The organism is Natronomonas marina (assembly GCF_024298905.1).
Classification (GTDB): Archaea; Halobacteriota; Halobacteria; order Halobacteriales; family Haloarculaceae; genus Natronomonas; species Natronomonas marina.
Genome location: NZ_CP101154.1, coordinates 1,748,893 through 1,774,162, shown reverse-complemented (window position 1 = coordinate 1,774,162; position 25,270 = coordinate 1,748,893). Strand labels below are relative to the sequence as shown.

At 67.6% G+C, this 25,270-nt stretch carries 25 protein-coding genes and 1 tRNA gene; 13 read left to right on the top strand and 13 right to left on the bottom strand.

What is annotated here, in order from left to right; all coding sequences use genetic code 11:
- Window positions 1-4 precede the first annotated feature (4 nt).
- Window positions 5-114, top strand: a tRNA-Glu gene (locus NLF94_RS09590).
- Between the two features lie 10 nt (window positions 115-124).
- On the opposite strand, the gene NLF94_RS09585 is transcribed toward NLF94_RS09590, so the two are convergent.
- Together NLF94_RS09585 and NLF94_RS09580 are read right to left on the bottom strand one after the other, a co-directional pair.
- Complete coding sequence (locus NLF94_RS09585) at window positions 125-793, bottom strand: hypothetical protein (RefSeq protein ID WP_254841245.1); 669 nt, start codon at window positions 791-793, stop codon at window positions 125-127.
- A gap of 40 nt (window positions 794-833) precedes the next feature.
- Window positions 834-1,433, bottom strand: a complete 600-nt coding sequence (locus NLF94_RS09580) for a protein sorting system archaetidylserine decarboxylase (RefSeq protein WP_254841244.1) — start codon at window positions 1,431-1,433, stop codon at window positions 834-836.
- A 177-nt stretch (window positions 1,434-1,610) separates the two neighbouring features.
- On the opposite strand from NLF94_RS09580, the gene NLF94_RS09575 reads away from it, so the two are divergent.
- The 3 genes from NLF94_RS09575 to NLF94_RS09565 all read left to right on the top strand — a co-directional run bounded on the left by NLF94_RS09575 (window position 1,611) and on the right by NLF94_RS09565 (window position 4,621).
- The gene (locus NLF94_RS09575) at window positions 1,611-3,566 is read left to right on the top strand and encodes an AMP-dependent synthetase/ligase (protein WP_254841243.1); all 1,956 of its coding nucleotides are present in this window, start codon (window positions 1,611-1,613) and stop codon (window positions 3,564-3,566) included.
- Window positions 3,567-3,787: 221 nt separating this feature from the next.
- Window positions 3,788-4,342, top strand: a complete 555-nt coding sequence (gene cysE / locus NLF94_RS09570; protein ID WP_254841413.1) for a serine O-acetyltransferase — start codon at window positions 3,788-3,790, stop codon at window positions 4,340-4,342.
- Between the two features lie 84 nt (window positions 4,343-4,426).
- The gene (locus NLF94_RS09565; RefSeq protein ID WP_254841242.1) at window positions 4,427-4,621 is read left to right on the top strand and encodes a XapX domain-containing protein; all 195 of its coding nucleotides are present in this window, start codon (window positions 4,427-4,429) and stop codon (window positions 4,619-4,621) included.
- Here the strand turns inward: NLF94_RS09565 and NLF94_RS09560 are convergent.
- The gene (locus NLF94_RS09560; RefSeq protein ID WP_254841241.1) at window positions 4,618-5,034 is read right to left on the bottom strand and encodes an archease; all 417 of its coding nucleotides are present in this window, start codon (window positions 5,032-5,034) and stop codon (window positions 4,618-4,620) included. The genes NLF94_RS09565 and NLF94_RS09560 overlap by 4 nt on opposite strands.
- A 164-nt stretch (window positions 5,035-5,198) precedes the next feature.
- Here NLF94_RS09560 and NLF94_RS09555 point away from each other — a divergent pair, with 164 nt between their 5' ends.
- Genes NLF94_RS09555 through NLF94_RS09545 form a run of 3 tightly spaced genes read left to right on the top strand, consistent with a single transcriptional unit; the run spans window position 5,199 to window position 7,899 of the window.
- On the top strand, window positions 5,199-5,687 hold the full coding sequence (locus NLF94_RS09555; RefSeq protein WP_254841240.1) for a GNAT family N-acetyltransferase: 489 nt from the start codon (window positions 5,199-5,201) through the stop codon (window positions 5,685-5,687).
- A 44-nt stretch (window positions 5,688-5,731) separates the two neighbouring features.
- Window positions 5,732-6,913, top strand: coding sequence for a DNA primase small subunit PriS (gene priS, locus NLF94_RS09550; protein WP_254841239.1), 1,182 nt, complete (start codon window positions 5,732-5,734; stop codon window positions 6,911-6,913).
- The gene (locus tag NLF94_RS09545) at window positions 6,910-7,899 is read left to right on the top strand and encodes a DNA replication complex subunit Gins51 (protein ID WP_254841238.1); all 990 of its coding nucleotides are present in this window, start codon (window positions 6,910-6,912) and stop codon (window positions 7,897-7,899) included. Before priS ends, NLF94_RS09545 begins: the two co-directional genes overlap by 4 nt.
- On the opposite strand, the gene NLF94_RS09540 is transcribed toward NLF94_RS09545, so the two are convergent.
- Complete coding sequence (locus NLF94_RS09540) at window positions 7,891-8,652, bottom strand: alpha/beta fold hydrolase (RefSeq protein ID WP_254841237.1); 762 nt, start codon at window positions 8,650-8,652, stop codon at window positions 7,891-7,893. The genes NLF94_RS09545 and NLF94_RS09540 overlap by 9 nt on opposite strands.
- 167 nt (window positions 8,653-8,819) lie before the next feature.
- On the opposite strand from NLF94_RS09540, the gene NLF94_RS09535 reads away from it, so the two are divergent.
- From NLF94_RS09535 to NLF94_RS09525, 3 genes are all read left to right on the top strand, one after another.
- Window positions 8,820-9,056 (top strand): DUF7127 family protein, encoded by a 237-nt coding sequence (locus NLF94_RS09535; RefSeq protein WP_254841236.1) that lies wholly within the window; start codon window positions 8,820-8,822, stop codon window positions 9,054-9,056.
- Between the two features lie 3 nt (window positions 9,057-9,059).
- Window positions 9,060-11,333: a CDC48 family AAA ATPase gene (locus NLF94_RS09530; RefSeq protein WP_254841235.1), complete on the top strand. Its 2,274-nt coding sequence runs from the start codon at window positions 9,060-9,062 to the stop codon at window positions 11,331-11,333.
- Window positions 11,334-11,426: 93 nt separating this feature from the next.
- On the top strand, window positions 11,427-11,693 hold the full coding sequence (locus tag NLF94_RS09525) for a DUF8106 domain-containing protein (protein ID WP_254841234.1): 267 nt from the start codon (window positions 11,427-11,429) through the stop codon (window positions 11,691-11,693).
- On the opposite strand, the gene NLF94_RS09520 is transcribed toward NLF94_RS09525, so the two are convergent.
- Window positions 11,649-12,503 carry an eIF2B alpha/beta/delta subunit family protein gene (locus tag NLF94_RS09520; protein ID WP_254841233.1) on the bottom strand — a complete coding sequence of 285 codons (855 nt, stop codon included), beginning with the start codon at window positions 12,501-12,503 and terminating at the stop codon, window positions 11,649-11,651. The genes NLF94_RS09525 and NLF94_RS09520 overlap by 45 nt on opposite strands.
- A gap of 80 nt (window positions 12,504-12,583) precedes the next feature.
- Between NLF94_RS09520 and NLF94_RS09515 the strand changes: the two genes are divergently transcribed.
- Window positions 12,584-12,904: a DUF7969 family protein gene (locus NLF94_RS09515; protein ID WP_254841232.1), complete on the top strand. Its 321-nt coding sequence runs from the start codon at window positions 12,584-12,586 to the stop codon at window positions 12,902-12,904.
- A gap of 10 nt (window positions 12,905-12,914) precedes the next feature.
- Here NLF94_RS09515 and NLF94_RS09510 read toward each other — a convergent pair whose 3' ends face one another.
- Window positions 12,915-13,595 carry a type 1 glutamine amidotransferase domain-containing protein gene (locus NLF94_RS09510; protein ID WP_254841231.1) on the bottom strand — a complete coding sequence of 227 codons (681 nt, stop codon included), beginning with the start codon at window positions 13,593-13,595 and terminating at the stop codon, window positions 12,915-12,917.
- Window positions 13,596-13,778: 183 nt separating this feature from the next.
- On the opposite strand from NLF94_RS09510, the gene NLF94_RS09505 reads away from it, so the two are divergent.
- Together NLF94_RS09505 and NLF94_RS09500 are read left to right on the top strand one after the other, a co-directional pair.
- Window positions 13,779-15,476, top strand: a complete 1,698-nt coding sequence (locus tag NLF94_RS09505) for an acyl-CoA carboxylase subunit beta (RefSeq protein WP_254841230.1) — start codon at window positions 13,779-13,781, stop codon at window positions 15,474-15,476.
- Between the two features lie 75 nt (window positions 15,477-15,551).
- Window positions 15,552-15,737, top strand: a complete 186-nt coding sequence (locus NLF94_RS09500; protein WP_254841229.1) for a hypothetical protein — start codon at window positions 15,552-15,554, stop codon at window positions 15,735-15,737.
- Between the two features lie 11 nt (window positions 15,738-15,748).
- Here NLF94_RS09500 and NLF94_RS09495 read toward each other — a convergent pair whose 3' ends face one another.
- From NLF94_RS09495 to NLF94_RS09465, 7 genes are all read right to left on the bottom strand, one after another.
- Window positions 15,749-16,402 carry a helix-turn-helix domain-containing protein gene (locus tag NLF94_RS09495; RefSeq protein WP_254841228.1) on the bottom strand — a complete coding sequence of 218 codons (654 nt, stop codon included), beginning with the start codon at window positions 16,400-16,402 and terminating at the stop codon, window positions 15,749-15,751.
- 124 nt (window positions 16,403-16,526) lie between these two features.
- Window positions 16,527-16,907 (bottom strand): secondary thiamine-phosphate synthase enzyme YjbQ, encoded by a 381-nt coding sequence (locus tag NLF94_RS09490; RefSeq protein ID WP_254841227.1) that lies wholly within the window; start codon window positions 16,905-16,907, stop codon window positions 16,527-16,529.
- Window positions 16,904-17,446, bottom strand: a complete 543-nt coding sequence (locus NLF94_RS09485) for a DUF7344 domain-containing protein (protein WP_254841226.1) — start codon at window positions 17,444-17,446, stop codon at window positions 16,904-16,906. The genes NLF94_RS09490 and NLF94_RS09485 overlap by 4 nt, the downstream gene beginning before the upstream one ends.
- Window positions 17,447-17,487: 41 nt before the next feature.
- Window positions 17,488-19,473: a SpoVR family protein gene (locus NLF94_RS09480; protein ID WP_254841225.1), complete on the bottom strand. Its 1,986-nt coding sequence runs from the start codon at window positions 19,471-19,473 to the stop codon at window positions 17,488-17,490.
- On the bottom strand, window positions 19,470-20,798 hold the full coding sequence (locus NLF94_RS09475) for a YeaH/YhbH family protein (RefSeq protein WP_254841224.1): 1,329 nt from the start codon (window positions 20,796-20,798) through the stop codon (window positions 19,470-19,472). Before NLF94_RS09475 ends, NLF94_RS09480 begins: the two co-directional genes overlap by 4 nt.
- Window positions 20,789-23,065: a PrkA family serine protein kinase gene (locus tag NLF94_RS09470; protein ID WP_254841223.1), complete on the bottom strand. Its 2,277-nt coding sequence runs from the start codon at window positions 23,063-23,065 to the stop codon at window positions 20,789-20,791. The genes NLF94_RS09475 and NLF94_RS09470 overlap by 10 nt, the downstream gene beginning before the upstream one ends.
- On the bottom strand, window positions 23,062-25,134 hold the full coding sequence (locus NLF94_RS09465; protein ID WP_254841222.1) for a PrkA family serine protein kinase: 2,073 nt from the start codon (window positions 25,132-25,134) through the stop codon (window positions 23,062-23,064). Before NLF94_RS09465 ends, NLF94_RS09470 begins: the two co-directional genes overlap by 4 nt.
- Between the last annotated feature and the right edge of the window lie 136 nt (window positions 25,135-25,270).

Here is a 25,270-nt window from a genome sequence, read left to right as displayed (position 1 = left end):
ACAGGCTCGCTTGGTGTAGCCCGGCCAATCATATCGGCCTTTCGAGTGCTTAAAAGGGACGGCCCTTTGAGACGAGGACAGCCGATGACAGGGGTTCAAATCCCCTAGCGAGCATTCTTCGCGGTCACCACCGGAACAGTCGCCCGAGCGGGTGCCGTGTCCGGTGGGTCGTGACCGACCACTCCCGTTCTTCGAGGGCCTCGCCGACGGCGGTGCGGTGGGCGTCGCCACAGAGGACGGCCACGCGGTCGTAGGAGCGTTCCGCCGCAAGGTCGTCGATGCGGTCGGCCATGTAACTGGCCCTGGCGTCGGCCGAGACCTTGACGAAGACGATGGCCAGCGTCGTGTAGAGGTACGGCACCGAAAGCGAGAGGACGACGAGCAGCGGGCGGTTGAGGCCGGCGACGACGGCCACCGCGAGCAGGCTCACCAGCCAGGCGCCGAAGAGGTATCGGGCGGGTGTCGGCACCATCTCGTAGACGGTGGCGGTGTCGGCGTCGATGCGGTCGTGGAAGGCGGCGTCGGCGCGGTCGGCGGCCTCCCGGAGGGTGGCGCCGGCCTCGGTCCGACCCCGGACGCGGGCGACGGCGGCCTGGACCCACATGAGCGTCACGTACCCCATCAGGAAGGCCGCGTAGCCGAGCGTCAGTTCCCGGACGACGAGTGTCGGCGAGCGCCCCTCGACGAGGACGGCGTCGTAGGACTCGAGGCCGCCGTCGCGTTCGAGCAGCGCGCGGGCGTCGGTCGCGCCGGCGTGGAACTCCCCCTGGACGGTGGCTTCCCGGGACGACACGGTCCCGTGTACGCGGTACGCCGTAGAAAATCCTGCGCCGTCAGGGGGCGATGACGGTCTCGCCGGCGCGGACGTGCTGGCCCTCGCCGACCCGGACGTCGTCGAGGTCGTACTCGGGGGGAAGGAGGACGTCGGCCCGAGACCCGAAGGAGATGTGGCCGAGTCGCTGCCCGCGGTCGAGTTCGTCGCCGGGCGAGACGTAGGGGTGGATGCGGCGGGCGACGGCGCCGGCGACGAGCGTCACCTCGACGTCGCCGCAGTCGAAGGTGACCCGCTCGTTGCGCTCGGATTCCTTGGAGAAGGCCGGCATGTGGCCGCCGGGGGTGTGGGTGACGGATTCGACGGTACAGGGGACCGGCGCGCGGTTGACGTGGACGTCGGTGACGTTCATGAAGACGGCGACGCGGACCCGCTTGCCCTCCTCGCGGACGACGGAGACGCGGCCGTCGGCGGGGGCGACGACGCCCGAGGGCGGGGGCGACCGTTCGGGGTCGCGGTGGAACCACAGCGCGGCGACGCCGGCCAGGAGACACGCGACGCCGAGCGGGAGCGCGACTAGCAGTGCAGGGACGGCGAGGGCGAAGGCGACGCCGGCGTAGCGCCACCCGCCGGGTGCGACGTCGGGGAGGGAGGGGAACACGGGTAGACGTTTTCGGCCACCACCAAGGGGGTTTCCTTGTCGACGCGGTATTTTAAATAACCGGACAGTACCCGCTATTACCCGCTTATTATCAAAGAGACGCGTTCCAGCGGTATCGTGTGCCTTCGTAGCCTCCCCATTAATGTAGGTGGCTCGTCACTGGCCCCATAGGTAGACATGTCCACGAGAAAACCGGACTGGCTGCGGGCCGAGGCGGAGTACGAGGACGAGGTGATCGGCGAGAACACGCTGTCGCGGATGTTCGAGGCCAGCGCCTCGCGGCACGCCAGCCGCGAGGCACAGTGGTACAAGGGGGGCGTCTACGACCGGTCGCTGGCACCCGAGGTGGTGCCGGAGGCGCCGACCGGCAAGTTCGCGGCGCTGACCTACGCCGAGATGCAGGACATCGTCCACAACCTCGCGGCCGGCTTCCGCGAACTCGGCGTCGAGAGCGGCACGCGAGTCGGCATCTTCGCCAACACGCGCATGGAGTGGGCCCAGGCGGACTTCGGGCTGCTCGCCGCGGGGGCGGTCGTGACGACCGTCTACACCGAGTCCTCGCCGAGTCGTGCACAGTACCTGCTGGACGACCCCGGTGCAGAGGGGGTCGTCGTCGAGAACGGCGAACTGCTCGATGGCCTCCTCGAAGTCGAGGACGATCTCGAACTGGAGTTCATCGTGGTCATGGACGAGTTCGAGGGCCACGACGACCGCGAGGACGTGCTCACGCTGCGTGAACTCTACGAGCGCGGACAGGAGTCCTTCGACATCGATTCCTACGAGTCCTGGCTCGCCGAGCGCGACATCGACGACCTCGCGTCGCTCATCTACACCTCGGGGACGACGGGCAAGCCGAAGGGGGTCCAACTGACCCACAGGAACTTCCGGTCGAACATCAACGGCATCCGCAAGCGGGTCGGTCCCCGCCCGGACAAGCCCGCCGACCTCCCGGTCTTCGACGAGACCGACCGGACGCTGTCCTTCCTCCCGCTCGCGCACGTCTTCGAGCGCGTTGCCGGCCACTTCCTGATGTTCGGGGCGGGGTCGACGGTCGCGTACGCCGAATCGCCGGACACGGTCGCCGACGACATCCAGATCGTCCAGCCGACCGGCGCCTCCTCGGTGCCTCGCGTATACGAGCGAATCTTCGACAACATGCGCTCTGAGGCGCCGGACGCCATCTTCGACCGGGCGGTCGCCGTCGCCCGCGAGTACGCCACCACCGAGAGGCCGGGACCGATCCTCCGGCTTCGCCACGCCGTCTACGACCGGCTGGTGTTCTCGAAGGTCCGCGACCAGATGGGCGGCAACATCGAGGCGTTCATCAGCGGCGGCGGCAGCCTCTCGAAGCGGCTCTCGCAGCTCTTCGAGGGGATGGGACTGCCCATCTACGAGGGCTACGGTCTCACCGAGACGTCGCCCGTCGTTTCGGTCAACCCCCCGGAGGACTCCCGTGCGGGGACGCTCGGGCCGCCGCTCGTCAACGTCGACGTCCGCCTCGACGAGTCGGTCGTCGACGACGAGCGCCGCGCGGAGGTCGAGGGCGACATCGGCGAACTCCACATCAAGGGGCCGAACGTCACGCCGGGCTACTGGAACCGGCCGGGCGCGACCGAGGAGGCGTTCACCGAGGACGGCTGGTTCCGCAGCGGCGACATCATAGAGCAGACCTCCGACGGCTACCTGATCTATCACGACCGCCTCAAACAGCTCATCGTCCTGGACACGGGCAAGAACATCGCCCCACAGCCCATCGAGGACGAGTTCGCCACCTCCGAGCGGATCGACCAGGCGATGGTCATCGGCGACAACCAGAAGTTCATCGCGGCGCTCTTCGTCCCGAACTTCGAGGCCATCGAGGCGTGGGCCGACGCCGAGGGCATCGACCTGCCCGACGACCAGGCGGCCATCTGCGCCGACGACCGCGTCCGTGAGTTCGTCCAGAGGGAGGTCGACGCCGTCAACGAACAGCTCTCGAAGTCGGAGAAGATCAAGGAGTTCCGACTGGTCCCTCTCGAGTGGACCGCCGACAACGAACTGCTGACGCCGTCCATGAAGATCAAGCGCCGGAAGGTCGTCGATCGCTTCGAGGAGCAGGTCCGGGACATCTACGGCGAGGACTACTCCCAGTAGCCCCACGACCGACAGGTTTTAGCCGCTCGTCGGGGAACTACGTGATAGTATGGCGCACGACCACGTCGCGGCCGCGGGTGTCGGTTCGCACACTGCCCGTTCGCTCTCCCGTGCGGCGTGTCGCTGTCGCTGTTGAGGCTCTTTTCGGCCGTCGCTGCCAGTGACGGCCGACTTTCGGCTGCCCGTCCCGTCTCCGACCGACCGGCTCACACCACGACATGATACTCGACAGACTCAGAGAGGACGTCCGCGCCGCGCTCGCAAAGGACCCGGCAGCGACCAGTGCCGTCACCGTCGCGCTGCTCTACCCTGGCCTGCACGCCGTCTGGGGATACCGCGTCGCACACGCCCTGTGGGAGCGGGGGTTCACGTTCACCGCTCGCCTGCTCTCGCAGGCGGTCCGACTGTTCACCGGCGTCGAGATACACCCGGCCGCCGACGTCGGCCGACGGCTGTTCGTCGACCACGGCGCCGCCGTCGTGATCGGCGAGACTGCCGAAATCGGTGACGACGTGCTGATGTACCACGGCGTCACGCTGGGCGGCGACTCGATGCGCCGCGAGAAACGACACCCGACGCTCGAAGACGGCGTCACCGTCGGCGCCAACGCGACGCTGCTCGGCGACATCACCGTCGGCGAGAACGCGACGGTCGGGGCCGGGTCGGTCGTCGTCGAGTCCGTCCCGCCCGAGACGACCGTCGCCGGGTCGCCCGCCGAGCAGGTGTCGGGGACCGGCGCCGAGCGTGCGGTCTCCCAGGAGTGCGGCCCCGAGTGAGCGCGCCCGGGCGCGCTCTCGACTCCCCGCCCGCCGACCCCCGGGACCGCAACCGATTTATCTGCACCCGCCGGGGTAGCTGGTATGAACGGACCGGCCGTCGCTGTGCTTGCGCTTCTGACCGGTTTCATCGCAGGCGCCGCCTTCGCCTTCGTCGGCGTTCCCATCCCCGCGCCGCCGGAACTGGCGGGTCTGCTCGGTATCGTCGGCATCTATCTGGGCTTCAAGACCGTCGAGTACTTCGACGTCGGCGTCGACCTGCTGGGGTCGCTCGGCTAAACGTCGAGGACGACGTAGGCCCGCCAGCCGTCGTCGGTCTCGACCAGTTCCATCTCGGAGTAGGTGACGGCCTTGATTTCGCGGGCGTCGACGGCCTCGAAGGGGACGCCGCGGGCGTAGGCCTCGGCGACCCACTCGCCGTTCCAGTGGACGTCCACCTCGTGGTCGGTCGGGAGGACGCCGCGGACATCCCGCTGATAGATGATTTCGTCGAGGTAGTCGAAGAGCAGCGCCTCCCGGGAGGCGGCGGCGACGCCGAAGCCGAAGGTGTCGCCGCCCTCGGCGGGCACCGACTCGCAGTGGGCGGCGGTCAGGCCGTCCGCGACGGCGGCAAAGACCGCTCCGAGGGTGTCGCCGGTCGCCTCGATAGCGACGTCTGCGGTGTGTTCCCGGAGGGCGAACTCACCTGTCATCGTTCTCGGGTCCGTTCGTTCCGTCGACGGAAGCGGCGGTCGAGCGTTCGGGGTCGTTTCCGGCCGGCGCTGGCGGCATTGACGACTCCCTACCACCGGACGGCCGAAAGGGTTACGGGAGGCCGGCGGTGGAGTTATATTCGGTCCCTCCGTACGCGTAGCCAGTGAGCGTCACCGTCGATACCCGCCTCATCGACACGGGAGACGACGAACTCGTCGAGGAGGCGTGGGCGCTGAAGGAGCGAATCCGGCGCGAGGAGGGCGTCCTCAAACAGCGCCACGGCTTCTTCACCGACGCCTACCGCCGCTCGAAGGTGTACCTCCTCGTCGAACCGGGCTACGACGGCGACAGCGTCGTCGGCTTCGCGGCCACGCGCCGGGACGGTTACATCCTCTTTCTGGCCGTACATCCCGACTACCGCGGCGAGGGGTTCGGCAGACGGCTCGTGGCCGCCGTCGTCGACGACCACGGGACGGTGACCTGTCACGCCCGGGCGACCAACGACGAGGCGCTGTCGTTCTACGAACACCTCGGCTTCGAGGTCCAGCGCCGGGTCGACAACTACTACGAGGACGACGGCGACGCCTACTACCTCCGCCTGGGCGACGGCGGCATCACGGAGACGCTCTCGCGGTTCATGCCCGGTGGCTGACGCGGAGAGCAACGCTTTTTCACCCGAGTCTCGAACCCCGGGGCATGGACGGCCGCACCCGCGAGTACCTGCGAGGCCGGTTCGGCGACCACTACCGGCGAACCTCGGTGTCGCCGCCGCCCGCGGGCAACGAACGCGAGTGGGGCTACATTACCTGGAGCGAGGGCGGGACGACGATGGTGCGGCACCACTCGCACCTCGACCTTGTCGGCGGCGGCGACCTCGGGGACTTCCTCGCGGGCGAGCGGCCACGGCACGTCTACTTCTCGGCGGGCCGCTACGACGACCCGGGCGCCGACAGCATGGGCGCGAAGGGGTGGCGGGGGTCGGACCTCGTGTTCGACTTGGACGCCGACCACCTCCCGGGGGTCGACCCCGGGGCGGACGCCTACGCCGAGATGCTGGCCGAGTGCAAGGGTGCGCTGCTCCGGTTGCTCGATCTGCTGGAATCGGACTTCGGCTTCGAGGAGTTGACCGTCGTCTTCTCGGGCGGCCGCGGCTACCACGTACACGTACGCGACCCCGGCGTCCTCGAGCTGGACCGGACGGCGCGACGCGAGATAGTCGACTACGTCCTCGGCGAGGGCGTCACCTTCGACGACATCGTGCGGACAGAGGCCGTCGCGGGCAGTGCCGGCCGCTCCTCGCCGGCACAGAAACGGTCGCTTCCGGCGGGCGGGTGGGCCGGCCGGACGCGGGAACGGCTCGAAACGTTCGTCGAAGAACTGCTCTCGATGGACGACGACGAGGCGCTCGAACGGCTCCAGCGTTTCGAAAACATCGGCGAGGGGAAAGCGACGGCGGCGCTGAACGCCGCCCGACAGAACCGCGAGGAGCTGGCGACGGGCAACGTGGACGTCCATTCGGCAGTCTACACCGTCGCTGCCAGACTCTTCGAGGAGGTCCGCGAGGCGGAGACGGCCCCGATAGACGAACCGGTGACCACGGACATCAACCGGCTCATCCGGCTGCCGGGGAGCCTCCACGGCGGCAGCGGTCTCGCGGTCAGGCGCATCGACCGGTCGGAGGTCGAGTCGTTCGACCCGCTCGTCGACGCCGTCCCGGAGACGTTCGTCGGCAACGACATCGCCGTCTACGTCCGCGAGTCGACGACGGTCGAACTCCGCGGCGAAACATTTAGGCTCTCGGAGGGAGTCCATTCGCTGCCAGAGTACGCGGGCGTCTTCGCCATGGCCCGCGGCCACGCAACGAAAGCCGGAGAATGAACCTCGACGAACTCCAGTCGGTGCAAGCACGCGAACGCCAGTCGAGCGACCTCCAGCACCTGCGTTCGTCGTTCTACCGAGAGGTCGGCGAGTACATCCGCGAACTCACCGAACAGCGCGCCAGCGTCGTCGAGGACGCCGACGATCCCTTCTCGTCGCCGGAGGTCAGGAAGCTCTCCGACGACATCGAGACGGCCGAACAGACCGTCGAGGCCATCTACGAGCGCCGCGTCGGCAAGGTGGTCAAGAAGGCATCCATCGCCGCGGCGGGAATGCCGGTCGACGACGACGGCCTCACCGACGAGGAGGCCGACCTCTTCGAGGACCTGGTCGCCCGCATCGAGGCCAACCGCGAGACCGTTCTCTCGGCGATGGACGGCGAGGGGCCGTCGGTCTCCTGTTCCATCGACGAGGAGACGGCCGACGCGGCCCCGGCGGACCCGAGCGTGGCGTCGGACGCCGACCGCGAGCCCCCGACGGCCGACGCCGACGACCCGGCTCCCGAGGGGGTCAGCGCCGCCGACCTGATGGGCGAGGCCCCGGAGGAGGCGCTGCCGGAATCGACGCAGGCCTCGGGGGAATCGCCGGAGACCGTCAGCGAGACGCCCGCCCAGCAACCGCCCGAGTCGCCGTCCGACCACGCCACCGAGTCGGCGACGAAATCCCCGGCGGAGGCCGTCGCAGGCCCCGACCGCACGGACGCGCCCCCCGAGACCGAGCCGACGCCGCCGGCGACGGACGAGGCCCCGGCCACCGACGACACGGTGGAGACCGCCGAGGAGGCCTCGAACGGCGGGTCAACCACGGAGTCGGGGTCCGACCTGCCCGGTATGCCGCGGACGACGGTCCGGGTCACCGCGGACGTGGGCGAGGTCGTCGGCGCCGACGACCGCGACTACGACCTCGGCGCCGAGGATGTCGTCACGCTGCCCGAACCGAACGCCGACGTCCTCGTCGACAAGGACGCCGCCGAACGGCTAGAGTAAAAACGAGCGGACGGCGTCGTCGAAGACGTCGGGTCGCTCGAGCATCGGCATGTGTGCGGCCGCCGCTATCTCCACGTACTCGCAGTCGGGCATCTCGTCGGCCAGGTACTCGGCGAACCGGGGCGGCGTCATGGGGTCGTGTTCGCCACAGAGCGCCAGCCCCGGAATCTCGATTTCCCCGAGTCGGTCCCGGACGTCGAAGGCGTCGCAGGTCCGGAAGTCACGCAGTGTGACGGCCCGTCCCGTCGACAGCAGGCCGCGCTTGGACACTTCCACGAGGTCGTCGTCGGGGTCGTGAAACAGCGTGTCGGGGACGTGCAGCGAGGCGACGGCGCTCTCGAAGTTCCGGTCCAGCGCCTCCAGAAGGCCGTCGTCGACGCCGAGTTTCGCGCCGGTGTCGGCCAGTACCAGCGCCTCGACGTCGAGGTCGTACTCGAGGGCGACCCACAGCGCGACGGCCCCGCCCATCGAGTTGCCGCACAGGACCGTCGCGCCGGTCGCCTCGCAGACGGCCACCACGTCCTCGGCGTAGGCGTCCAGCGTCTCGACTCCGGGATCGGTCTCGACGTCGTCGCTGTCGCCGTGTCCCGAGAGGTCGACCGCGACCGCGGGCGGGCCCTCGCGGTCGCCGTACTGCTCGACCCAGACGTCGTGGGCCCCGCCGGCGCCGTGGACGTAACAGACCCGTGGTCCCTCGCCGAAGTCGGTCGCTCGGTAAGCGGTCGTCCGGCCGTGGTGTGTGACCGTCTCCATGCCGGTCCCAGGTCCGGTCGGGCGATAAACGCCACGAACGAACGCCCCCGCGATTGGACGGCAGCCAATGGTGTGAACCGCAATTGTACTGGATCGATACTATTCGACACCGTATGTGGGTTTTGGTAGAAATATTTATATACTTTGAACACTAACTCATGGTTAGTATGAGCGACTACACCCAGTCGATCCGCGGCGACGTCGACGGCGTCGTCCGGCAGTTTGACTACGAAGCGGAGTCGGTCGTCGCCGTCGACCTCGGACACGTCGACGGCACCGTCGACATCGTCGACGGGACGGCCATCGTGGTCGTCGGCGACGAGCAACACGAGTTCGAGGTTCCGGCGGGCGCGTCCCGTGCAGTTATGAACAACGGAATCGTCAGTATCGAGGTGGAGCGATAACGCATGAAGCTCACCGTCAAGCCCCTCAAGCAGAAGGACGCGGGTCGCGGGTTGGCCGCCATCGACCGCAGCGCGATGGCCGATCTCGACTTAGAGAACGGCGACTACATCGTCATCGACAGCAGTGACTCCCGTGCGGTCGCCCGGGTGTGGCCCGGCTACCCCGAAGACGAGGGCGAGGGCGTCATCCGCATCGACGGACGCCTCCGCCAGGAGGCCGACGTCGGCATCGACGACAGCGTGATCGTCGAGGCCGCCGACGTCAACCCGGCCAAGCAGGTGACGGTGGCGCTGCCCCAGAACCTCCGCATCCGGGGGAACATCGGGCCGCACATCCGCGACAAGCTGAGCGGCCAGGCCGTCACGAAGGGCCAGAACGTCCCCTTCTCGCTGGGACTGGGCCCGCTGTCCTCGCGCAGCGGCCAGCGCATCCCGCTGAAGATAGCCGACACCGACCCCAGCGGGACGGTCGTCGTCACCGACTCGACGGAAATCGAGATCAGCGAACAGCCCGCCGAACAGATCGCCCAGCAGGGCGGCGGTTCCGCGACCGGTGCCGCCGGCGGCACCCCCTCCGTTACCTACGAGGACATCGGCGGTCTCGACGACGAACTCGAGCAGGTCCGCGAGATGATCGAGCTGCCGATGCGACACCCCGAGCTGTTCCAGCAGCTCGGTATCGAGCCGCCCAAGGGCGTGCTGCTGCACGGCCCGCCGGGGACCGGCAAGACCCTGATGGCCAAGGCAGTCGCCAGCGAGATCGACGCCTACTTCACCAACATCTCCGGCCCGGAGATCATGTCGAAGTACTACGGCGAGAGCGAAGAGCAACTCCGGGAGGTGTTCGAGGAGGCCGAGGAGAACGCCCCCGCGATCATCTTCGTCGACGAACTCGACTCCATCGCCCCGAAGCGCGGCGAGACGAGCGGCGACGTCGAGCGCCGCGTCGTCGCCCAGTTGCTCTCGCTGATGGACGGACTCGACGAGCGCGGTGACGTCATCGTCATCGGCGCGACCAACCGCGTCGACGCCATCGACCCGGCGCTGCGGCGGGGCGGCCGCTTCGACCGCGAGATCGAGATCGGCGTCCCGGACAAGGAGGGCCGCAAGGAGATCCTGCAGGTCCACACCCGCGGGATGCCGCTGGTCGACGGCATCGATCTCGAGCAGTACGCCGACAACACCCACGGCTTCGTCGGCGCCGACCTCGAGAGCCTCGCGAAGGAGGCCGCGATGAACGCGCTGCGTCGCCTCCGGCCCGAACTCGACCTGGAGGCCGAGGAGATCGACGCCGAGATGCTGGAGTCGATGCAGGTCACCCGCGAGGACTTCAAGGAGGCGCTGAAGGGCATCGAGCCCTCCGCGCTCCGGGAGGTGTTCGTCGAGGTCCCCGACGTCACCTGGAACGACGTCGGCGGGCTCGACGATACCCAGGAACGGCTCCGGGAGACCATCCAGTGGCCGCTGGAGTACCCCGAGGTCTTCGAGACGATGGACGTCGACGCCGCCAAGGGCGTGTTGCTGTACGGCCCGCCGGGGACCGGCAAGACCCTGATGGCCAAGGCCGTCGCCAACGAGGCCCAGTCGAACTTCATCTCGATCAAGGGTCCCGAACTACTGAACAAGTACGTCGGCGAGTCCGAGAAGGGCGTCCGCGAGGTGTTCGAGAAGGCCCGTTCCAACGCCCCGACCGTCGTCTTCTTCGACGAGATAGACTCCATCGCGGGCGAGCGCGGCAAGCGCATGGGCGACAGCGGCGTCGGTGAGCGCGTCGTCTCCCAGTTGCTGACCGAACTGGACGGTCTCGAGGAACTGGAGGACGTCGTGGTCATCGCCACGACCAACCGCCCGGACCTCATCGACTCGGCGCTGCTGCGGCCCGGTCGGCTGGACCGCCACGTCCACGTCCCCGTGCCCGACGAAGAGGCCCGCCGGAAGATCCTGGCGGTCCACACCCGCAACAAGCCGCTGGCCGACGATGTCGACCTCGAGGAACTGGCCCGGAAGACCGACGGCTACGTCGGTGCGGATCTCGAGGCGGTCTGTCGGGAGGCCTCGATGGCGGCCACACGCGAGTTCATCAACAGCGTCGATCCGGAGGAGGCCGCCCAGAGCGTCGGGAACGTCCGCGTGACCGCAGCGCACTTCGAGGAGGCCCTCGACGAGGTCGGCGCCAGCGTCGACGAGGACGCCCGCGAACGCTACGAGGAGATGGAGGAGAAGTTCACGCCCGGCGGCGAACCGGACGAACCCGAGATCAGCCGGACGTTCCAGTAAGTCGGCCGTATTCCCCATCAAAATCCATCATACACCGTCTGCCTACATTGACAGGCAGCAGGTTTATCCGTTACAGTACCATCACGTTACTTGATGGCCGACAGAAAAACGCACCCGACGGCCCGGACGGACAGGAAGGCGGTCCTGTTCTGTCCGGCCTGCGGGCACGACGCCCCCGTCGACGGGGGCTGGTCCGTGGCCAGGACCGACGGCGACCGGACGGACGTCGAGTGTCCCGAGTGCGGTGAACTCGTCGTCAGCCAGCCCCGGTTCGACGCGCCGAGCCGCTGGAACCCCTTCGCCGGTATCAGACCCCTACTCCAGTTTGTGAACGCCCTCGTCCGTCACGACGTTCTGTAGGAGGTGGGTCGGGGTCGCGTCGTAGGCCGGGTTGGCGACCGAAAACCCCTCCGCGGGCTCCCGCATCACCTCGCTCGGCGAGCGGAACTCGTTTTCGAAGGCGAACCCCTCGTCGATGAGCTTCGCGCTCGAGCCCAGCACCGACACCGGCACGGCCAGTTCCGCCGCCGTCGCCGCGATGGGGAAGGTGCCGACCCGGTTGTAGAGGACGTCGTCGACGATGCAGTCCATGCCGACGACGACCCGGTCGCAGTCGTCGAGGTAGTGGCCGGCCGCGCTGTCGACGACGAGCGTCGGTTCGACGCGGTCGATCCCGGCCAGCGCGCGGGCGGCCTTCCGGCCGATGAACCGCGGCCGCGCCTCCGTGACGTACACCTCCAGGTGCCGGCCGGCCTGTGCGGCCAGTTCGATGGCCTCCATCACGGTCGAGGAGAAGTCGTGCGTGAGGAGGGTGGTGCCGTCCTCGAGCAGGTCGACGGCCTCCTTTGCGGCCTCGTGTTTGGCCCGCTCGACGGACTCGACGGCCTCGTCGATGGCGGCTTCCGTCGCCGCCTTCGCCGCCTCGACGGAGTCGGGGTCGGTCTCCCGGACCCGGCCGACGATCTCCCGCTGGGTGGTAAAGAGCGAGGCGTGGGAGGTGTTGGCCCGGCGCAGCGCGTTGCTGTTCTGTTCGAGCGACTGGAGGTACTCCTCGGTCGTGGCGAACTCCCGGTCGAGCAGTTCCCGGAGGGCTTCGGCGGCCTTGATGGCGACCGTCGACGACGAGTGGGTCTGCATCTCCTCTATCTCTTCGACCGTCTCGTCTATCATGCGGGAACCGACGACCGGCGGCTTCATAACCCCTTCGGGCCGTCCGACGGCCCTATTGCGGTTCGGACCCAACGTCCGGTATGGTCACCGTCTCCTATCACTGCCCGCGCTGCGGCGCCGTCGCCGAACTCCAGCGCGGCGCCTACCTCGACGACAAGTGCGTCACGCCCGACCCCCTCGACGGCTGGACGTACGCCGACGCCCACGAGGCAGCCGACGCCGACCCGGACGGGGACCCCTACGCCGACAGCGAGGGGGTCGTCATCGTCTGCGGCGCCGCCGAGACCGACGGCGACGGCTGTGGCGAACCGTACTACCTCAGTTTCGTGAAGTTCGACGAGGGCCGCGAGGTCGAGCCGAACGTCGCCGTCGAGGAGGTCCGCTTCGACTTCCGGCGGTAACGGGTACCGTTCAGATGTCCAGCGCGTCAAGCAGCGTCTCGGCGGCCGCCGCCGACGACCCCGGTCCGCGCGCCGTGATGAGGTCGCCGTCGACGGTGACGCTGGTGTCGTCGTCCAGTTCCGCGTCCCAGTCGGCGCCGGCCGCCTTCACCTCGTCCTCGACCCAGTAGGGCAGTTTCCGGCCGTCCGGCATCAGATCGTCCTCGTCGACGATGCCCTCCTCCCAGTCGTTCGGGAAGCCGGTCACCGGGCGGCCCTCCGCGAGGAAGGAACCGTCGGCCTCGCGGGTGAACGCGAGGATGCCCACGGCGTGACACACCACCAGCGCGACGCCGTCCTCGCCGGCGACGGCGTCGAGCAGTAGCTGTCGAGCGTGGCGGTCCTGGTTCACGTCCCACTCGGTACCGTGGCCGCCGGGGAAGACGACGGCGTCGTACTCGCCGGGCGACGCCGCCGCGAGTCGAATCGGGTCGTTCAGTTCGGGGTGGCTCTCGTCGACCTCGCGGACCTCCGCGGCGGTCTCCTCGCCGACGTTGTCGGGGTCGACGGACCGCTCGTCGACGACCGGCGGCGACCCGGTCGGCGTCGCCACCGTCACGTCGATGTCGGCCGACTCCAGCGTCGTCAGCGGCTCGATACACTCCTCGCCCCAGTAGCCGTGCTCGCTCACGACGAACAGCGCGGCCGTCATGTCTCGGCCGTTCGGGACCCAGGGGCTAAAGCCGGTCGGTGGCCGGCAGTCGCTGCCGCGGGACCGAAGCTTTTCCCGCCGGGTGCCGAGACCGCACCCACAATGTTTTTACGCTGCGTTGGTATATCACGGCATACGCGAACGCTGGAAACTCTAAACCCACTGTGAGTTTCCCGAGATACCATGGAGATAAAAATCGACAACGAGACCGACGAGGAGGTCGCACAGGCCATCGCGACGGCCGTTTCCGAACACCTGGGCCGGGGCGTGCAACTGGTCGACGAGGGCGAGACGCTGGCGGAGGCCGGCGAGAACTGGAGCGAGGAGGGCGCCGTCGTCACCGAGCGCGAGGAGGCCATCCGCGAGGAGGTCGAGGGCATCCTCTCGGGCGGTCCCGAGCGCGGCTTCGACAAGATAGAGGACCTCGGGAAGGTGTTCGTCCGGGACCGCCTGGACATGATATTCGACCGTATCGAGTACGAGGACGGCACCTTCGCCCGCCACGGCGACGACGACGAACTCCCGGCCGACGGCCTCATAACCGGGGTCGGCACCATCGACGGCCGGAAGGTCGCCTTCACCGCCAACGACTACACCGTCAAGGCGGGGTCGCTCGGGCAGATGGGCGTCGAGAAGGTCATCCGAATCCAGGAGCGTGCGATGGACCTGGGTATCCCGATGCTCCGACTCGTCGACTCGACGGGCGCCCGCCTCAACGCCGACGAGCGGGAACCCGGCGACACCCACATGGACCGCTACCGGGGCGGCAAGATGTTCTACAACCAGTGTCGGATGTCCGGCGAGATCCCCCAGATCGGCGTCCTGTACGGTCCCGACGTCGCGGGCTCGGCGTACACGCCCGTCTTCTGTGACTACCTCATCATGGTCGAGGACATCGCCGGCATGGCCATCGCCTCCCCGCGCATCGTCGAGGCGATGACCGGCGAACAGACCGACATGCAGCAACTCGGCGGCCCGGAGGTCCACGCCAGACACTCCGGCAGCGCCGACCTCGTCGTGCCCGACGAGGAGACGGCCGCCGAGAAGGCCAAGGAAATCCTCCGCCTGCTCCCGCAGAACTACTCCGAGACACCGCCCGAGGAACCCGCGAAGCCGCCGAAGAAGAACCCCTACAGCCTCGACGGCGTCATCCCCGACGAACCGAACAAGGCCTACGACGTCGGCGAGGTCATCGACCGCGTCGTCGACCGGGACTCGTTCATCGAGGTAAAGCCCGAGTTCGCCCCCGAACTCGTCACCGGTCTCGGCCGCATCGACGGCCAGGTCGTCGGCGTCGTCGCCAACAACCCCGAGCACGTCTCCGGCGCCATCTTCCCCGATTCGGCCGACAAGGGCGCTGGCTTCGTGTGGACCTGCGACGCCTACAACATCCCGCTCGTTTACCTCTGTGACACGCCGGGCTACATGATTGGCTCGCAGGTCGAAAAGGAGGGCGTCCTCCGGAAGGGCCGGAAGTTCATCTACGCCACCTCCAACGCCCAGGTGCCGAAGTTCTGCGTCATCACGCGGAAGGCCTACGGCGCCGGCATCTACGCGATGGCCGGTCCCTCCTTCGGCCCGGACGCGACGCTGGCGCTCCCGTCGGCCGAAATCTCGGTCATGGGGCCCGACGCCGCCGTTCACGCGCTGTTCGGCGGCCAGATCGAGGACATGGACGAGGAGGCCAAGGACGCCTTCATCGAGTCGGCCAAACAGGAGTTCGACAAGTACATCGACATCGAAAAGCAGGCCGGCCAGATGCAGGTCGACGAACTCGTCCCCGCCGGCGACCTCCGCGAGCAACTGGAGGTCCGGCTGGACACCTACCGGACCAAGCAGCGCGACGACCGACCCCGTCACCACGGCACCGTCTTCTTCTGATCGGCCGGGACGGGTCGACCGCCGTGTCGTCGAGGTCGCACAGTGCTTATTTACGTCCCGTGTGATCCGAACGGTATGCATCGCGCCCTCCGTGCGGTCGTCTCGCTCGTGGTGGGACTCGTGGCCGGGTTCGGTCTCGGATTGCTCCTCAGCCCCGACCCGACCGGCGTCGGACCGGTGCTCGTCGGCACGGTCCTCGGGATCGGATTCGCCGTCGGACTGTACGTGAAACTCGGTGACGAGGCGACCGACCCGGCGTAGCCGGCGGGCGGTCAGCCAACTAGCGACTGCAGCACCCGCGATTCGGCTTTTCGGAGGTGCTCGTCGACCGTCGAGGGCGCACACTCGAGGTGGTCGGCGATCTCCTCGTGGGTCGCCCGCCGCGGAATCTCGTAGTAGCCGAGGTCGACGGCCGCCCGGAACACCTCCAGTTGTCGGTCGGTGAGCGAGGAGAGCATATCGCGGCGGTCCGGCGCGTAGGTGCCGACCTGATCGAGCGAGAGGGTCAGCGAGTCGGGCATCTCGTCGATGGCGCCCCGGAGCATCTCGTGGTCGCCGATGACGGTCATCCGAACCGAGTTACTGTGGATGAACTCGATGGGCGTCTCGATGATGAGGGCGTACTTCTCGGCCAGGTCCATCAGCTTTCGCGCCGGGTCCCCCGGCGTGACGTGGACGTAGAGGTGAAAGGCCTCCTCGTCGAGGTCCATCAGGTCGTGGGCATACAGGTCGGGGTGATCCGACAGCGCGTCGAGCAGTCGATCCGAATCGCCCACCAGCCGATAGAGCAGTATCGCGGAGCCGTCCCCCAGCCCGTCGAAGTGCATGATCGCCTCCCGGTCGACGGCGGCGTTGGCCGCGATGGCCCGGTCTACCGGGTGAATCGCGCCGTCCTCGGGGGTCAAGGTCAAATCGAAGTATCGCATTCTGGGAGGAGAGTCTGTCACGATAATAAACCACTTATTGGCGTTTAGACCTTTCGGATGACTCAACGACGAGACCGACCCCGACGCAGGGCCCGAGGTCGCGGTCGACGACGGCAGCACGCCCTCAGACCCGCACGTCGACGGTTCTGGTCCGGGGGCCGTCACACTCGACGAGGAGCACCGACTGCCAGGTTCCCAACTCGAGGGAGCCGCCCGAAACCGGGACGGTTGCGGAGGCGCCCACCAAGAGCGCCCGGAGGTGCGAATCAGCGTTGCCGTCGAGTCGGTCGTGGTCCCATCCCTCGTCGTTGACGACGGTCTCGAGGAACGCCTCGACGTCGCCGAGCAGCCGCGGTTCGGCCTCGTTGACGCGGACGCCCGCCGTGGTGTGACGGACGAACACCGTCGCCGTCCCCGAGGCACCGTCGGGCAGCGCCGCCTCGACGCGGTCGGTGACGTCGATCACTTGCGTCCGCCGGTCGGTGTCGACGTCGAAGGTGGTCATCGTAGGAGTCGCTGGAAGACGATCCGGTCCTGCTGCGTGTAGACGTGGTAGGCGGCGGCGACCATCTGGAGGAGGAAGTACCCGGCGACGAGGTACGCGAGGCTGATCGAGGAGACGCCGGGCACGCCGACCAGGGCCGCGACGACGGTCGATATTCCCAGCAGTCCCAGGCCGAAGTACAGCTCCCCCCAGGAGAGTCCGTACTCCGGGACCACCTCCATGTACACCTCGACCTGCTGGACCCGGTTGGTGAGGGCGACGTCCTTCTCGTCGGGATCGTACTCGACGATGCCGAGTTCGTCGAGTTTCGGGAGGTGCGTCTGGTGCAGCGAGACGTACACCGACTGGCGCTTGTTCCGCGGCGGCGGGTCCTCGCCGGTCTCGTGGGTCCCGATGCGTTCCGAGAGCTCCCGGACCGTCGCCTCCCCGCCGTGCTGCCGCAGCGTCTCCAGCGCCAGGCGCCGGCGGTCGTTCCGGAGGATCTCGTGGATCTCCCGCTCCTCGAGGTCCGGTTCGGCCTCCTCCACCGTGGTCGACACGACCTCCAGTAGCGGACGCGACGACAAGAAACTACCTCCGCTCAGAGCCACTCGTCCGGTTTCGTGTCGTAGTCGACATCCGTGGCGGCGATGTCCTCGATCTCCTCGTCCGGGAGGTCCTCCTCCTCGAAGGACTCGCCGTCGAAGCGGATGAGCTTGCCCCGCTCGGTCGGTTCCGGCTCCTTGTCCCGGCGGCGGGCCACCTCGATGTCGTGTTCGTCCAGTTCCTTGACGACGGTCTTCAGGGCGACCGGCCGACCCCACAGCTCGAACACCCGTTCCAGGGTCTGTTTGGCCTCCCGGACGTCGAGCTGGACGCCGTTGTAGTGGTGCGCCAGGAGTAGCTCGTTGCGGTTGCGGAAGTTGCCGTCCTGAACCGCGATGGTCGGCTTCCCGAAGTTGGTGAACTGCAACATCAGCTTCTTCTTGACGTCGGCGGCCTCAGAGGAGGTCACCCGGAAGTCCCGCGTCGTGTGGGTGTACTCGTAGGTGAAGTAGTCGTTCTCGTCGACGAACTCGGGGGTGAGGAACTCGTCGAGGAACGTCACGTCGTTGTGGCTCTCCCGGACCTCCCGCATGCGGTCCCAGCCGGCCGCCCGGTCGACGTCGGCAATCGCCGCCTCGACGGAGCCGTACCGCTCGGTGTCGAAGAGGTACCGCGAGACCTGCTCCAGTTCCGCCTGGCTGACCCGCTTGAGGAAGCCACGGTTCTGCGCCTTGGTCAGCGAGTAGTGCCGCTCGGCCAGCCCCTCGTAGGTCAACAGCTTCCAGGGGTAGGTCTCGAGGTCGATATCGCCGTCGCGGGCAGCATCGAGCGCCTCGGCGTCCACGCGAGGGTCCTCCGGATCCAGCGAATCGAGGTGGGCGACGGGGTCGGCGACCACCGGGTCCGGCTCGAGCAGTTCCATCACCGCATCGAGGTCGACCGTGTCGGCGAAGTTCCGCCAGGTGACTCCCTCGACGCGGAGGAGGTGCTCGACGACCTCCCGGCGGTTCCGCCGGTTCTCGACGTACTGCCACAGCTCGAAGCCGAGCTTGTAGGGGTTCAGCCCCGGCGAGCCGAGCACCTGCGCCATGTGGTCGGCGTAGGAGACGAACTCGTCGGCGGCCGCGAACCGCTCGTCGGCCATCATCTTCGATTCCCAGTACGCGGCGTGGCCCTCGTTCATCACCTTCGTCATCTTCTGGGGGGCGAAGTAGTACGCCTCCTTGCGGAGGATCTCCAGTATCTCCCGCTGCCACTCCTCGTAGTCGGCGGCCTTCCCCGTCTCGTCGTCGTAGGCCTTTCCGTGGGCGGCCAGGAACGCGAGCAGGTCCTTCTCGGGTTCCGGCGGGAACGTCGGTCCCTCGCCGTCGTCGGTCATGGCGTCGACGAACGCCTCGTCGAACACCTCCCGTCGGACCTCCTCGGAGACGTCCATCTCCTCGAGCTTCTCGGCGAAGTCCTCGGGGGTCGCCGCGTCGTCCTGCCACTGCTTGGCCGTCGAGAACTCGCGGTGCTGGTCGATGTTGTCCTCCAGACAGAGGACGTGGTCGATCCAGGCCTCGACCTCCTCGCGGGAGATCTCGGGGTCGTCCATGTACTCGGCGACCGTCTCGCTGTGCCGTTCGAGCATGGCGGCGGCGTCCGGCGAGGTGCCGAACATCCGGAACCACTCGTTGTTCCGGAAGAAGTCTGCGTGGGCCTCGACGTGCGTGATGACCGCCTTCTGATCGGCCATCTCGTTGGACTCCTGCAGGAAGGCGTTCGAGGGGTCGTCGTTGTTGACGATCTCGAAGGCCTTCCCGCCGAGGAACTGGGTCTGTTTCTGCTGGCGGTCGTAGCCCATCCCCCACCGCCAGTGGGGGTAGCGGTGCTGGAAGCCGCCGTAGGCGATGAGCTCGTTCATCTCGTCGTAGTCGACGACCCAGTAGTTGACGTCGAACGGCCGGAGACCGAGTTTCTCGGCCAGCGCCCGGGCCTCCCGGGCGGGCTCTTCGAGTTCGTCGGCGATGCGCTGCTTTCTGAAACGGTCGTCGGTGCTCATGATTCGTCCTCCGTGCTGAGGATGGTGTAGATGGCGTCGACCACGTCCTCGGGGCCGTTGACGTAGGCGACAGCGACGTTTCCGGCGTCGTCGAAGTGGTCGTCGACCTCCTTGGCGTGGGTCGCGTTGATGGCGTTGCCCGACGGCTGGGTCTCCACGTAGGCGTGGAGGTTCGCCGGTATCTCCTCCATCAGCGGGATGACGTTCTTGTCGGTGTCGTTCGAGGAGTTCTCCGAGTCCCCGGCCGCGAAGACGTAGCGGTTCCACTCGCTCCAGGGGTACCGCTCCTCCAGCAGTTCCGCCGCCAGTTCGTAGGCGCTGGAGATGCGGGTGCCGCCGCCCGACCGGATGCCGAAGAACTCCTCGCGGTCGACCTCCCAGGCGTCGGCGTCGTGGGCGATGTAGACGAACTCGGCGTTGTCGTACTTGCCGGTCAGGTACCAGTCCAGCGGCGTGAAGGTCCGCTCGACCAGTTCGCGCTTTGCCTGCCGCATCGACCCCGACACGTCGCGGATGTTGACGACGACGACGTTCTTCTCCCGCTCCTCGATGATTTCGGGGTAGCGGTACCGCTCGTCCTCCCGCCGGAACGGGATCTCGTCGATGCCCTCCCGGCGGATGCGCGCGGCCGTCGACTCGCGGTCGACCTCTCGTTGCATCTCCTCGATGGAGTCCCAGCGATCCATCTCCTCGGCCGGCAGCGAGTCGTAGGCGTCCTGAATCCAGGCCCGCGAGACCGGGATGTGCTCACTGCGGGCCCACTCGAAGACCCGCGAGGGTCCCCAGCCGTCGACCCGCAGCGCCTCCCGGACGTACTCGCCGTCGAAGTCCATCGCCAGTTTGCGCTTGAGACCCTGCTTGAACAGCCGCTCGAAGTCCAGCGTGCTCGCCGGACCCGTTCGGGTCATGTCCGTGAAGTCGCCCTCCTTTTCCTCGATCACCTTCTTGCCCTTCGGTTCGAGGTCGAGGCCGAGTTCCTCGTCGAGTTCCTTGGCGAACTCCTTGGGGTCCATCTCGTAGTACTCGTGGTCGCCACCCTCCTCGCCGGGCTCGTCGCCGTCGCCCTCGTCGTCGCCGTCGCCCGGCTGGGGCTGTGGCTCGCCGACGGGGTCGCCCACGTCGGGCGTCCCGCCCTGGCCCTGGCCGACGCCGCCCTGGTCGCGGGGGTCGTAGACGAACTCCGGCAGGTCGACGATCTTGATCGGTATCTTCACCTCGTCGGGCCGCGACTGACCCAGGTCGCCGTACTGGATGAACTCCGAGAGGTCCTGGCGTTTGGCCTCGCCGACCTCCCGGTAGCGGTCGAGGTCGTCTCTCAGTCCCATCTGTAACTCACCTGTCCCATGACGTGTCGGCTCGTCAGCTCCGCGGAGGCCGGCGAGTAGCCGAACATCTCTTGGAGGTTCGCGAGCGTCTTCTCCTTGAGGCGCTCGGTCTCGGTGCCCGAGGGCGGGTCGTCCCACTGGCTCGGTTCAAGGTCCTCGTAGGTCCGGCCGACGTCGTCCCAGTCGTGGCTCCCCAGTACCGTCTCGATGACGGGTATCTCGCGGGGGTCGACGTCCGAGACCCGGAAGTCGGCGTCGCGGTTCCGCCAGGCGTGGCGGTTCAGCGCCGTGATGACCTTCTGTTCGCGGAACGTCCGCGGACCCTCCTCGGCCTCGGCACCGTCGTAATCGCTCTCGTCGAACCGGCCCAGGTGCTCGATCTCGAACACCTTCATCTTCAGCGGGTCGGGCTCTTCGAGTTCGCCCCGCTCGTTGGCGATCTGCTCGCCCTCGACGGCCGCGTAGACGTGCTCGATGTACTCCTCGACCGTCTCCTCGTCGACCCGCTTGTCCCGCATGATGGCGTCGATGACGTCGTCCTCCTGGCGGCCGAAGACGTGGTTCTTCACCGGGACGAGCCGGTTCTCGTACTCCGTCCGCTCGGTGCCCGAGAAGACGGGCGCCTCGTCCAGCCCCTCGGCCATCGCGTTCAGCAGGTCCCGCGGCATGATGACGCCCTCGACGTCGAGGTCGGCGTGGTGGCGGTCGGTCTCCTCGTGCAGCAGGTCGGCGATGACGTCGCGGGTGTACGTCACCGGGATGCCACCGCCGCCCTCCTCGACATCGGCGAAGTCGAACTCCTCCTTGTAGCGGCGCTCGTCGCCGTCCTGGAGGTAGCCCCGGTCGTAGACCAGCGCCTTGTCCACCAGGTCCAGGCCGGGCGGCAGCGATTCGGCGTCCAGCCGCGAGACGACCGCGTACAGCGCCGCCGCCTCGATGGCGTGGGGCGCCAGTTCCCGCTCGCGCACCTCGCCGTCGCCCGCACGGACCGCGATGGTCACCGGCTCGCGGATGCGCTCCTCGAGGGCCTCGTAGCTGTCGGCCTCCCAGATTTCGGTCTCGTTGGTCAGCTCCCGGCGGACGAGTTCGGCCTCCAGCGAGAGGTTCAGGAGGTAGGTGAACTCGTGTTTGTCCAGCCGGCGCTTCAGCGCTTTCAGCGGGTCCGACCCCTCCATCTCGGCGTGCTTGTTCAGCTGGGCCTCCAGGTCGGGGTTCGAGATGATGACCATCTGGGTGTCGACGTCCATCCCGATGCCCTTGTCCAGTTTCACCGCCCCCTCGTCGGGGACGTTCAGCAGCTTCTGCAGCAGGTCGGCGTGCTGGGCGGCGTCCTCGACGATGGTCAGCAGGCCGTTGCCCTGCGAGAGGACGCCGTCGTAGCTGAACGCCTGGGGGTTCTTCCGGCCCCGGGAGTCGAGTTGCTGGAGCATCCCGGCCATCCAGGAGCCGACGAGTCGCTCCTTGGGAGTGCCGTCGTCCTCGCTGTGGAGGACGCCGATGCCCCGCCCGACGTCGACGACGAAGTTCTTCACCCGGAGGTGCCGCTCGTCGGTGATGGCCGAGAAGAGGTCCTCGACGCCCTGCCGGCGGTACTGCTCCTCGAGGTGGTCGTAGGCCTCCCGGCTGAACGGGTCCAGTTCCGTCTCCAGGTGGATGGGGATGTGGTCGTCCAGCCGCTCGTTGAGGTCGGCGACGATGTCCTCGCGGACCGCCTGGGGAAACACCGAAAGCGGGTGCGTCTGGACGGGCGACTCGTACCAGTCGTCCTCGTCGGGGGTCGGCTCCTCGCCGTAGGTCATCCCCGATCCGCTCCCGACGCCGGAGACGTTCCACTCGACGGTGTAGCGGCGGCCGGCCTCGGTCTTGGAGTACTCCCGGAGACCGTTGACCAGACAGCGCTTCAGTTCGGACTTGCCGGTGGCGGTCGGGCCGTCGAGCCAGAGTATCTTCTCCTCCTTGCCCCGGCGGGCGGCTATCGAGCGGAGGTCGTCGACGAAACTGTTGAGCACCTCCGTGTTCCCCAGGATGGCGTGCTCGCCGTCGTTGTGGGGGTCGTCGAAGAAGCGGTACCGCTCCTTCCGTTCGCCCTCCTCGACGACGGTCCTGGTGCCGGCGTCCTCGATGGCCGCCAGCAGGTACTTCGAGGCGTGGGCCGCCGACGCGGGGTTCTCGAGTACCTCCTCGACGTACGCCGACAGCGGCATCGGCGGCTCGTAGGTCTCCTGCAGGGAGTCGTCGGCGCGGTCGATGTACTCCTCGCCGGTCATTCGTCTTCCATCTCGGCTTTGGCGACCTCGGCGCCGGCGAACTCGAGCACCTCCTTTGCACCCTCGGTGCTGTAGCCCTGCTCCTCGAGGGCCTCCACCCAGGCGTTGCGCTCGTCGTCGTCGAGTTCGCCCGACGACACCAGCGCGGAGAAGTTGATGTTGTGCTTCTTGTCCTCCCAGAGCTTCCGCTCCAGTGCGCGGCGCAGGCGGTCGTTGTCCTGCGGCTCGAAGGGCTCGCCCTCGCGGGCCCGACGGCTGACCCAGTTTGCGACCTCCTGACGGAAGTCGTCCTTGCGGTCCTCGGGGACGTCGAGTTTCTCCTCGACCGCCCGGAGGAACTTCTCGTCGGGCTCCTGTTCGCGGCCCGTGATCTCGTCCTCGACGGTGTCGTCGTCGATGTACGCCATGACGTGGTCCATGTACTTCTCACCCTGCCGCTGGATCTCGTCGAGGTCGTAGGCCAGCGCGTGCCGGACGTCCTCGATGGCGCGCTCCTTGTACTCCTCGCGGACCAACTCGAGGTACCGGTAGTACGTCTCGAAGTTCTCCTCGGGGATGGAGCCGTGGTTCTCGAGGTTCTCCTCGAGGTGGTTGAACGTCGTCAAAGGCGAGAGGAAGCCGCGCTCGCGGTGCATCGAGTCCATGATCGCTTCGGCGATCTCGTCGCCGATGAACCGCGGCGAGATGCCGTCCATCCCCTCGCCGATGTCGGCGACGTCGTCGGCCTCGTCGCGGAGCTTCTTGACGTCTATGTCCTCGGCCTCGTCGATTTCGCCGTTGTAGGCCTTGGCCTTCTGGGTGATGGAGACGGTGCCGCCGTCGGGTTCGGTGATGCGGGTCAGGACGCCGAACAGCCCCGCCATCTCCAGGGTGTGGGGCTCGACGTGGATGTCCGGCACGTCGGCGTTCTGCAGCATCTTCCGGTAGATGCGGGCTTCCTCGGCGTACTGGAGGACGTACGGGAAGTCGATGCGCTTGGTCCGGTCGTTGAACGCCTCCATCTTCTCGTCGCCCTTCTTGTCCCGGTACTCGGGCATGTTCGTCCGGCCGACGATGACCTGGTCGATGTCGATGCGGGGGTTGTTCTTCGGCTTGATCGTCTGTTCCTGGGTGGCGTGCAGGAAGTCGTAGAGGAACTCCCGCTGGAGTTTCAGTAGCTCCTCGCCGGAGAAGATGCCCCGGTTGGCGTTGCAGAACGCCCCGGAGTAGTCGAACGCCCGCGGGTCCGACTCGCCGTAGACGGCTATCTTCGAGTAGTTGACGTCGCCGGTGAGTTCCGTCTCGTCCTGGTTCTTCTTGTCCTTCGGCTCGAACGTCTCGATTGCCTGTCGCTTGTTCTCGTCGGCGAGCAGCCGGATCACCTCGACGTGATTCTCCAGCACTGCCTGGAGGTCGTCGTCGTAGTACTCCAGCAGTTTGTCCATGTAGAACTCGCTTGCGGGGTCCAGCGCCTGCTCGTTGCGGATGGTGTAGGGGGCGTCGAGCCGCTCGTTGACGTCCTCGAGGACGCCCTCGCGCTGTTTTTCCGGCAGCAGCACGATCGGGTCCTGGTTCATCGGCGACCGGACCACGTCGTCGGCGGGGTCCTGGTCGACCAGCACGTCACACAGCCCGGTCCAGCGGAACGTGTACATCCGACCCTCCTGGCGGGTCGTGTAGTCCTCGTAGTAGCGCCGTATCTGGCGGTCGAAGTCGGACTTCCCGGAGCCGACCGGCCCGAGCAGGAGCTTGATGCGTTTCTCCGGCCCCAGCCCGCGGGCGCCGGATTTGACCTTGTTGATGAACTCGTGGATGGCCTCGTGGATGACCCGCCCGTAGAAGGTGTTCTCGCCGCCGCCGAGCGGATCCTCGGAGGCGAGTTCGTACTCCACGACCCCGGCCTCCTCGTCGTAGCTGGTGCCGTAGTAGTCGAACATGTCGGCGACCCGCTGGTGGGCGTTGCGTGCGATCTTCGGGTCCTCGTACAGTTCTTCCAGGTACCAGTCGAACGACCGCGTCTCCCGGAGGTCCGAGGGAATCGAGTCTCTGTACTCCTTGCTGAGTTCCTCGAGGGTTTCCATGTCACTCATTCTATCACGGGGACGCTCGCGCGTCCCACCCGGGGGGACCGGGCTGGCCGTCTCGGCCGTCGTCCCGGCGGGGAGTCGACCCGACGCGTACCACGCCACCCGCACGGCCCACCGCCGGAACCCGAGCGGGTGCGCG

Coding starts and splice junctions, on each gene's coding strand:
- NLF94_RS09575 (WP_254841243.1), top strand. CDS start 1,611: ATGTCCACGAGAAAACCGGACTGGCTGCGGGCCGAGGCGGAGTACGAG.
- NLF94_RS09490 (WP_254841227.1), bottom strand. CDS start 16,907: ATGACCACCTTCGACGTCGACACCGACCGGCGGACGCAAGTGATCGAC.
- NLF94_RS09535 (WP_254841236.1), top strand. CDS start 8,820: ATGAGCGACTACACCCAGTCGATCCGCGGCGACGTCGACGGCGTCGTC.
- NLF94_RS09565 (WP_254841242.1), top strand. CDS start 4,427: ATGAACGGACCGGCCGTCGCTGTGCTTGCGCTTCTGACCGGTTTCATC.
- NLF94_RS09475 (WP_254841224.1), bottom strand. CDS start 20,798: ATGGGACTGAGAGACGACCTCGACCGCTACCGGGAGGTCGGCGAGGCC.
- priS (WP_254841239.1), top strand. CDS start 5,732: ATGGACGGCCGCACCCGCGAGTACCTGCGAGGCCGGTTCGGCGACCAC.
- NLF94_RS09510 (WP_254841231.1), bottom strand. CDS start 13,595: ATGACGGCCGCGCTGTTCGTCGTGAGCGAGCACGGCTACTGGGGCGAG.
- NLF94_RS09465 (WP_254841222.1), bottom strand. CDS start 25,134: ATGAGTGACATGGAAACCCTCGAGGAACTCAGCAAGGAGTACAGAGAC.
- NLF94_RS09470 (WP_254841223.1), bottom strand. CDS start 23,065: ATGACCGGCGAGGAGTACATCGACCGCGCCGACGACTCCCTGCAGGAG.
- NLF94_RS09530 (WP_254841235.1), top strand. CDS start 9,060: ATGAAGCTCACCGTCAAGCCCCTCAAGCAGAAGGACGCGGGTCGCGGG.
- NLF94_RS09540 (WP_254841237.1), bottom strand. CDS start 8,652: ATGGAGACGGTCACACACCACGGCCGGACGACCGCTTACCGAGCGACC.
- NLF94_RS09480 (WP_254841225.1), bottom strand. CDS start 19,473: ATGAGCACCGACGACCGTTTCAGAAAGCAGCGCATCGCCGACGAACTC.
- NLF94_RS09515 (WP_254841232.1), top strand. CDS start 12,584: ATGGTCACCGTCTCCTATCACTGCCCGCGCTGCGGCGCCGTCGCCGAA.
- NLF94_RS09500 (WP_254841229.1), top strand. CDS start 15,552: ATGCATCGCGCCCTCCGTGCGGTCGTCTCGCTCGTGGTGGGACTCGTG.
- NLF94_RS09560 (WP_254841241.1), bottom strand. CDS start 5,034: ATGACAGGTGAGTTCGCCCTCCGGGAACACACCGCAGACGTCGCTATC.
- NLF94_RS09525 (WP_254841234.1), top strand. CDS start 11,427: ATGGCCGACAGAAAAACGCACCCGACGGCCCGGACGGACAGGAAGGCG.
- NLF94_RS09545 (WP_254841238.1), top strand. CDS start 6,910: ATGAACCTCGACGAACTCCAGTCGGTGCAAGCACGCGAACGCCAGTCG.
- NLF94_RS09495 (WP_254841228.1), bottom strand. CDS start 16,402: ATGCGATACTTCGATTTGACCTTGACCCCCGAGGACGGCGCGATTCAC.
- NLF94_RS09520 (WP_254841233.1), bottom strand. CDS start 12,503: ATGATAGACGAGACGGTCGAAGAGATAGAGGAGATGCAGACCCACTCG.
- NLF94_RS09505 (WP_254841230.1), top strand. CDS start 13,779: ATGGAGATAAAAATCGACAACGAGACCGACGAGGAGGTCGCACAGGCC.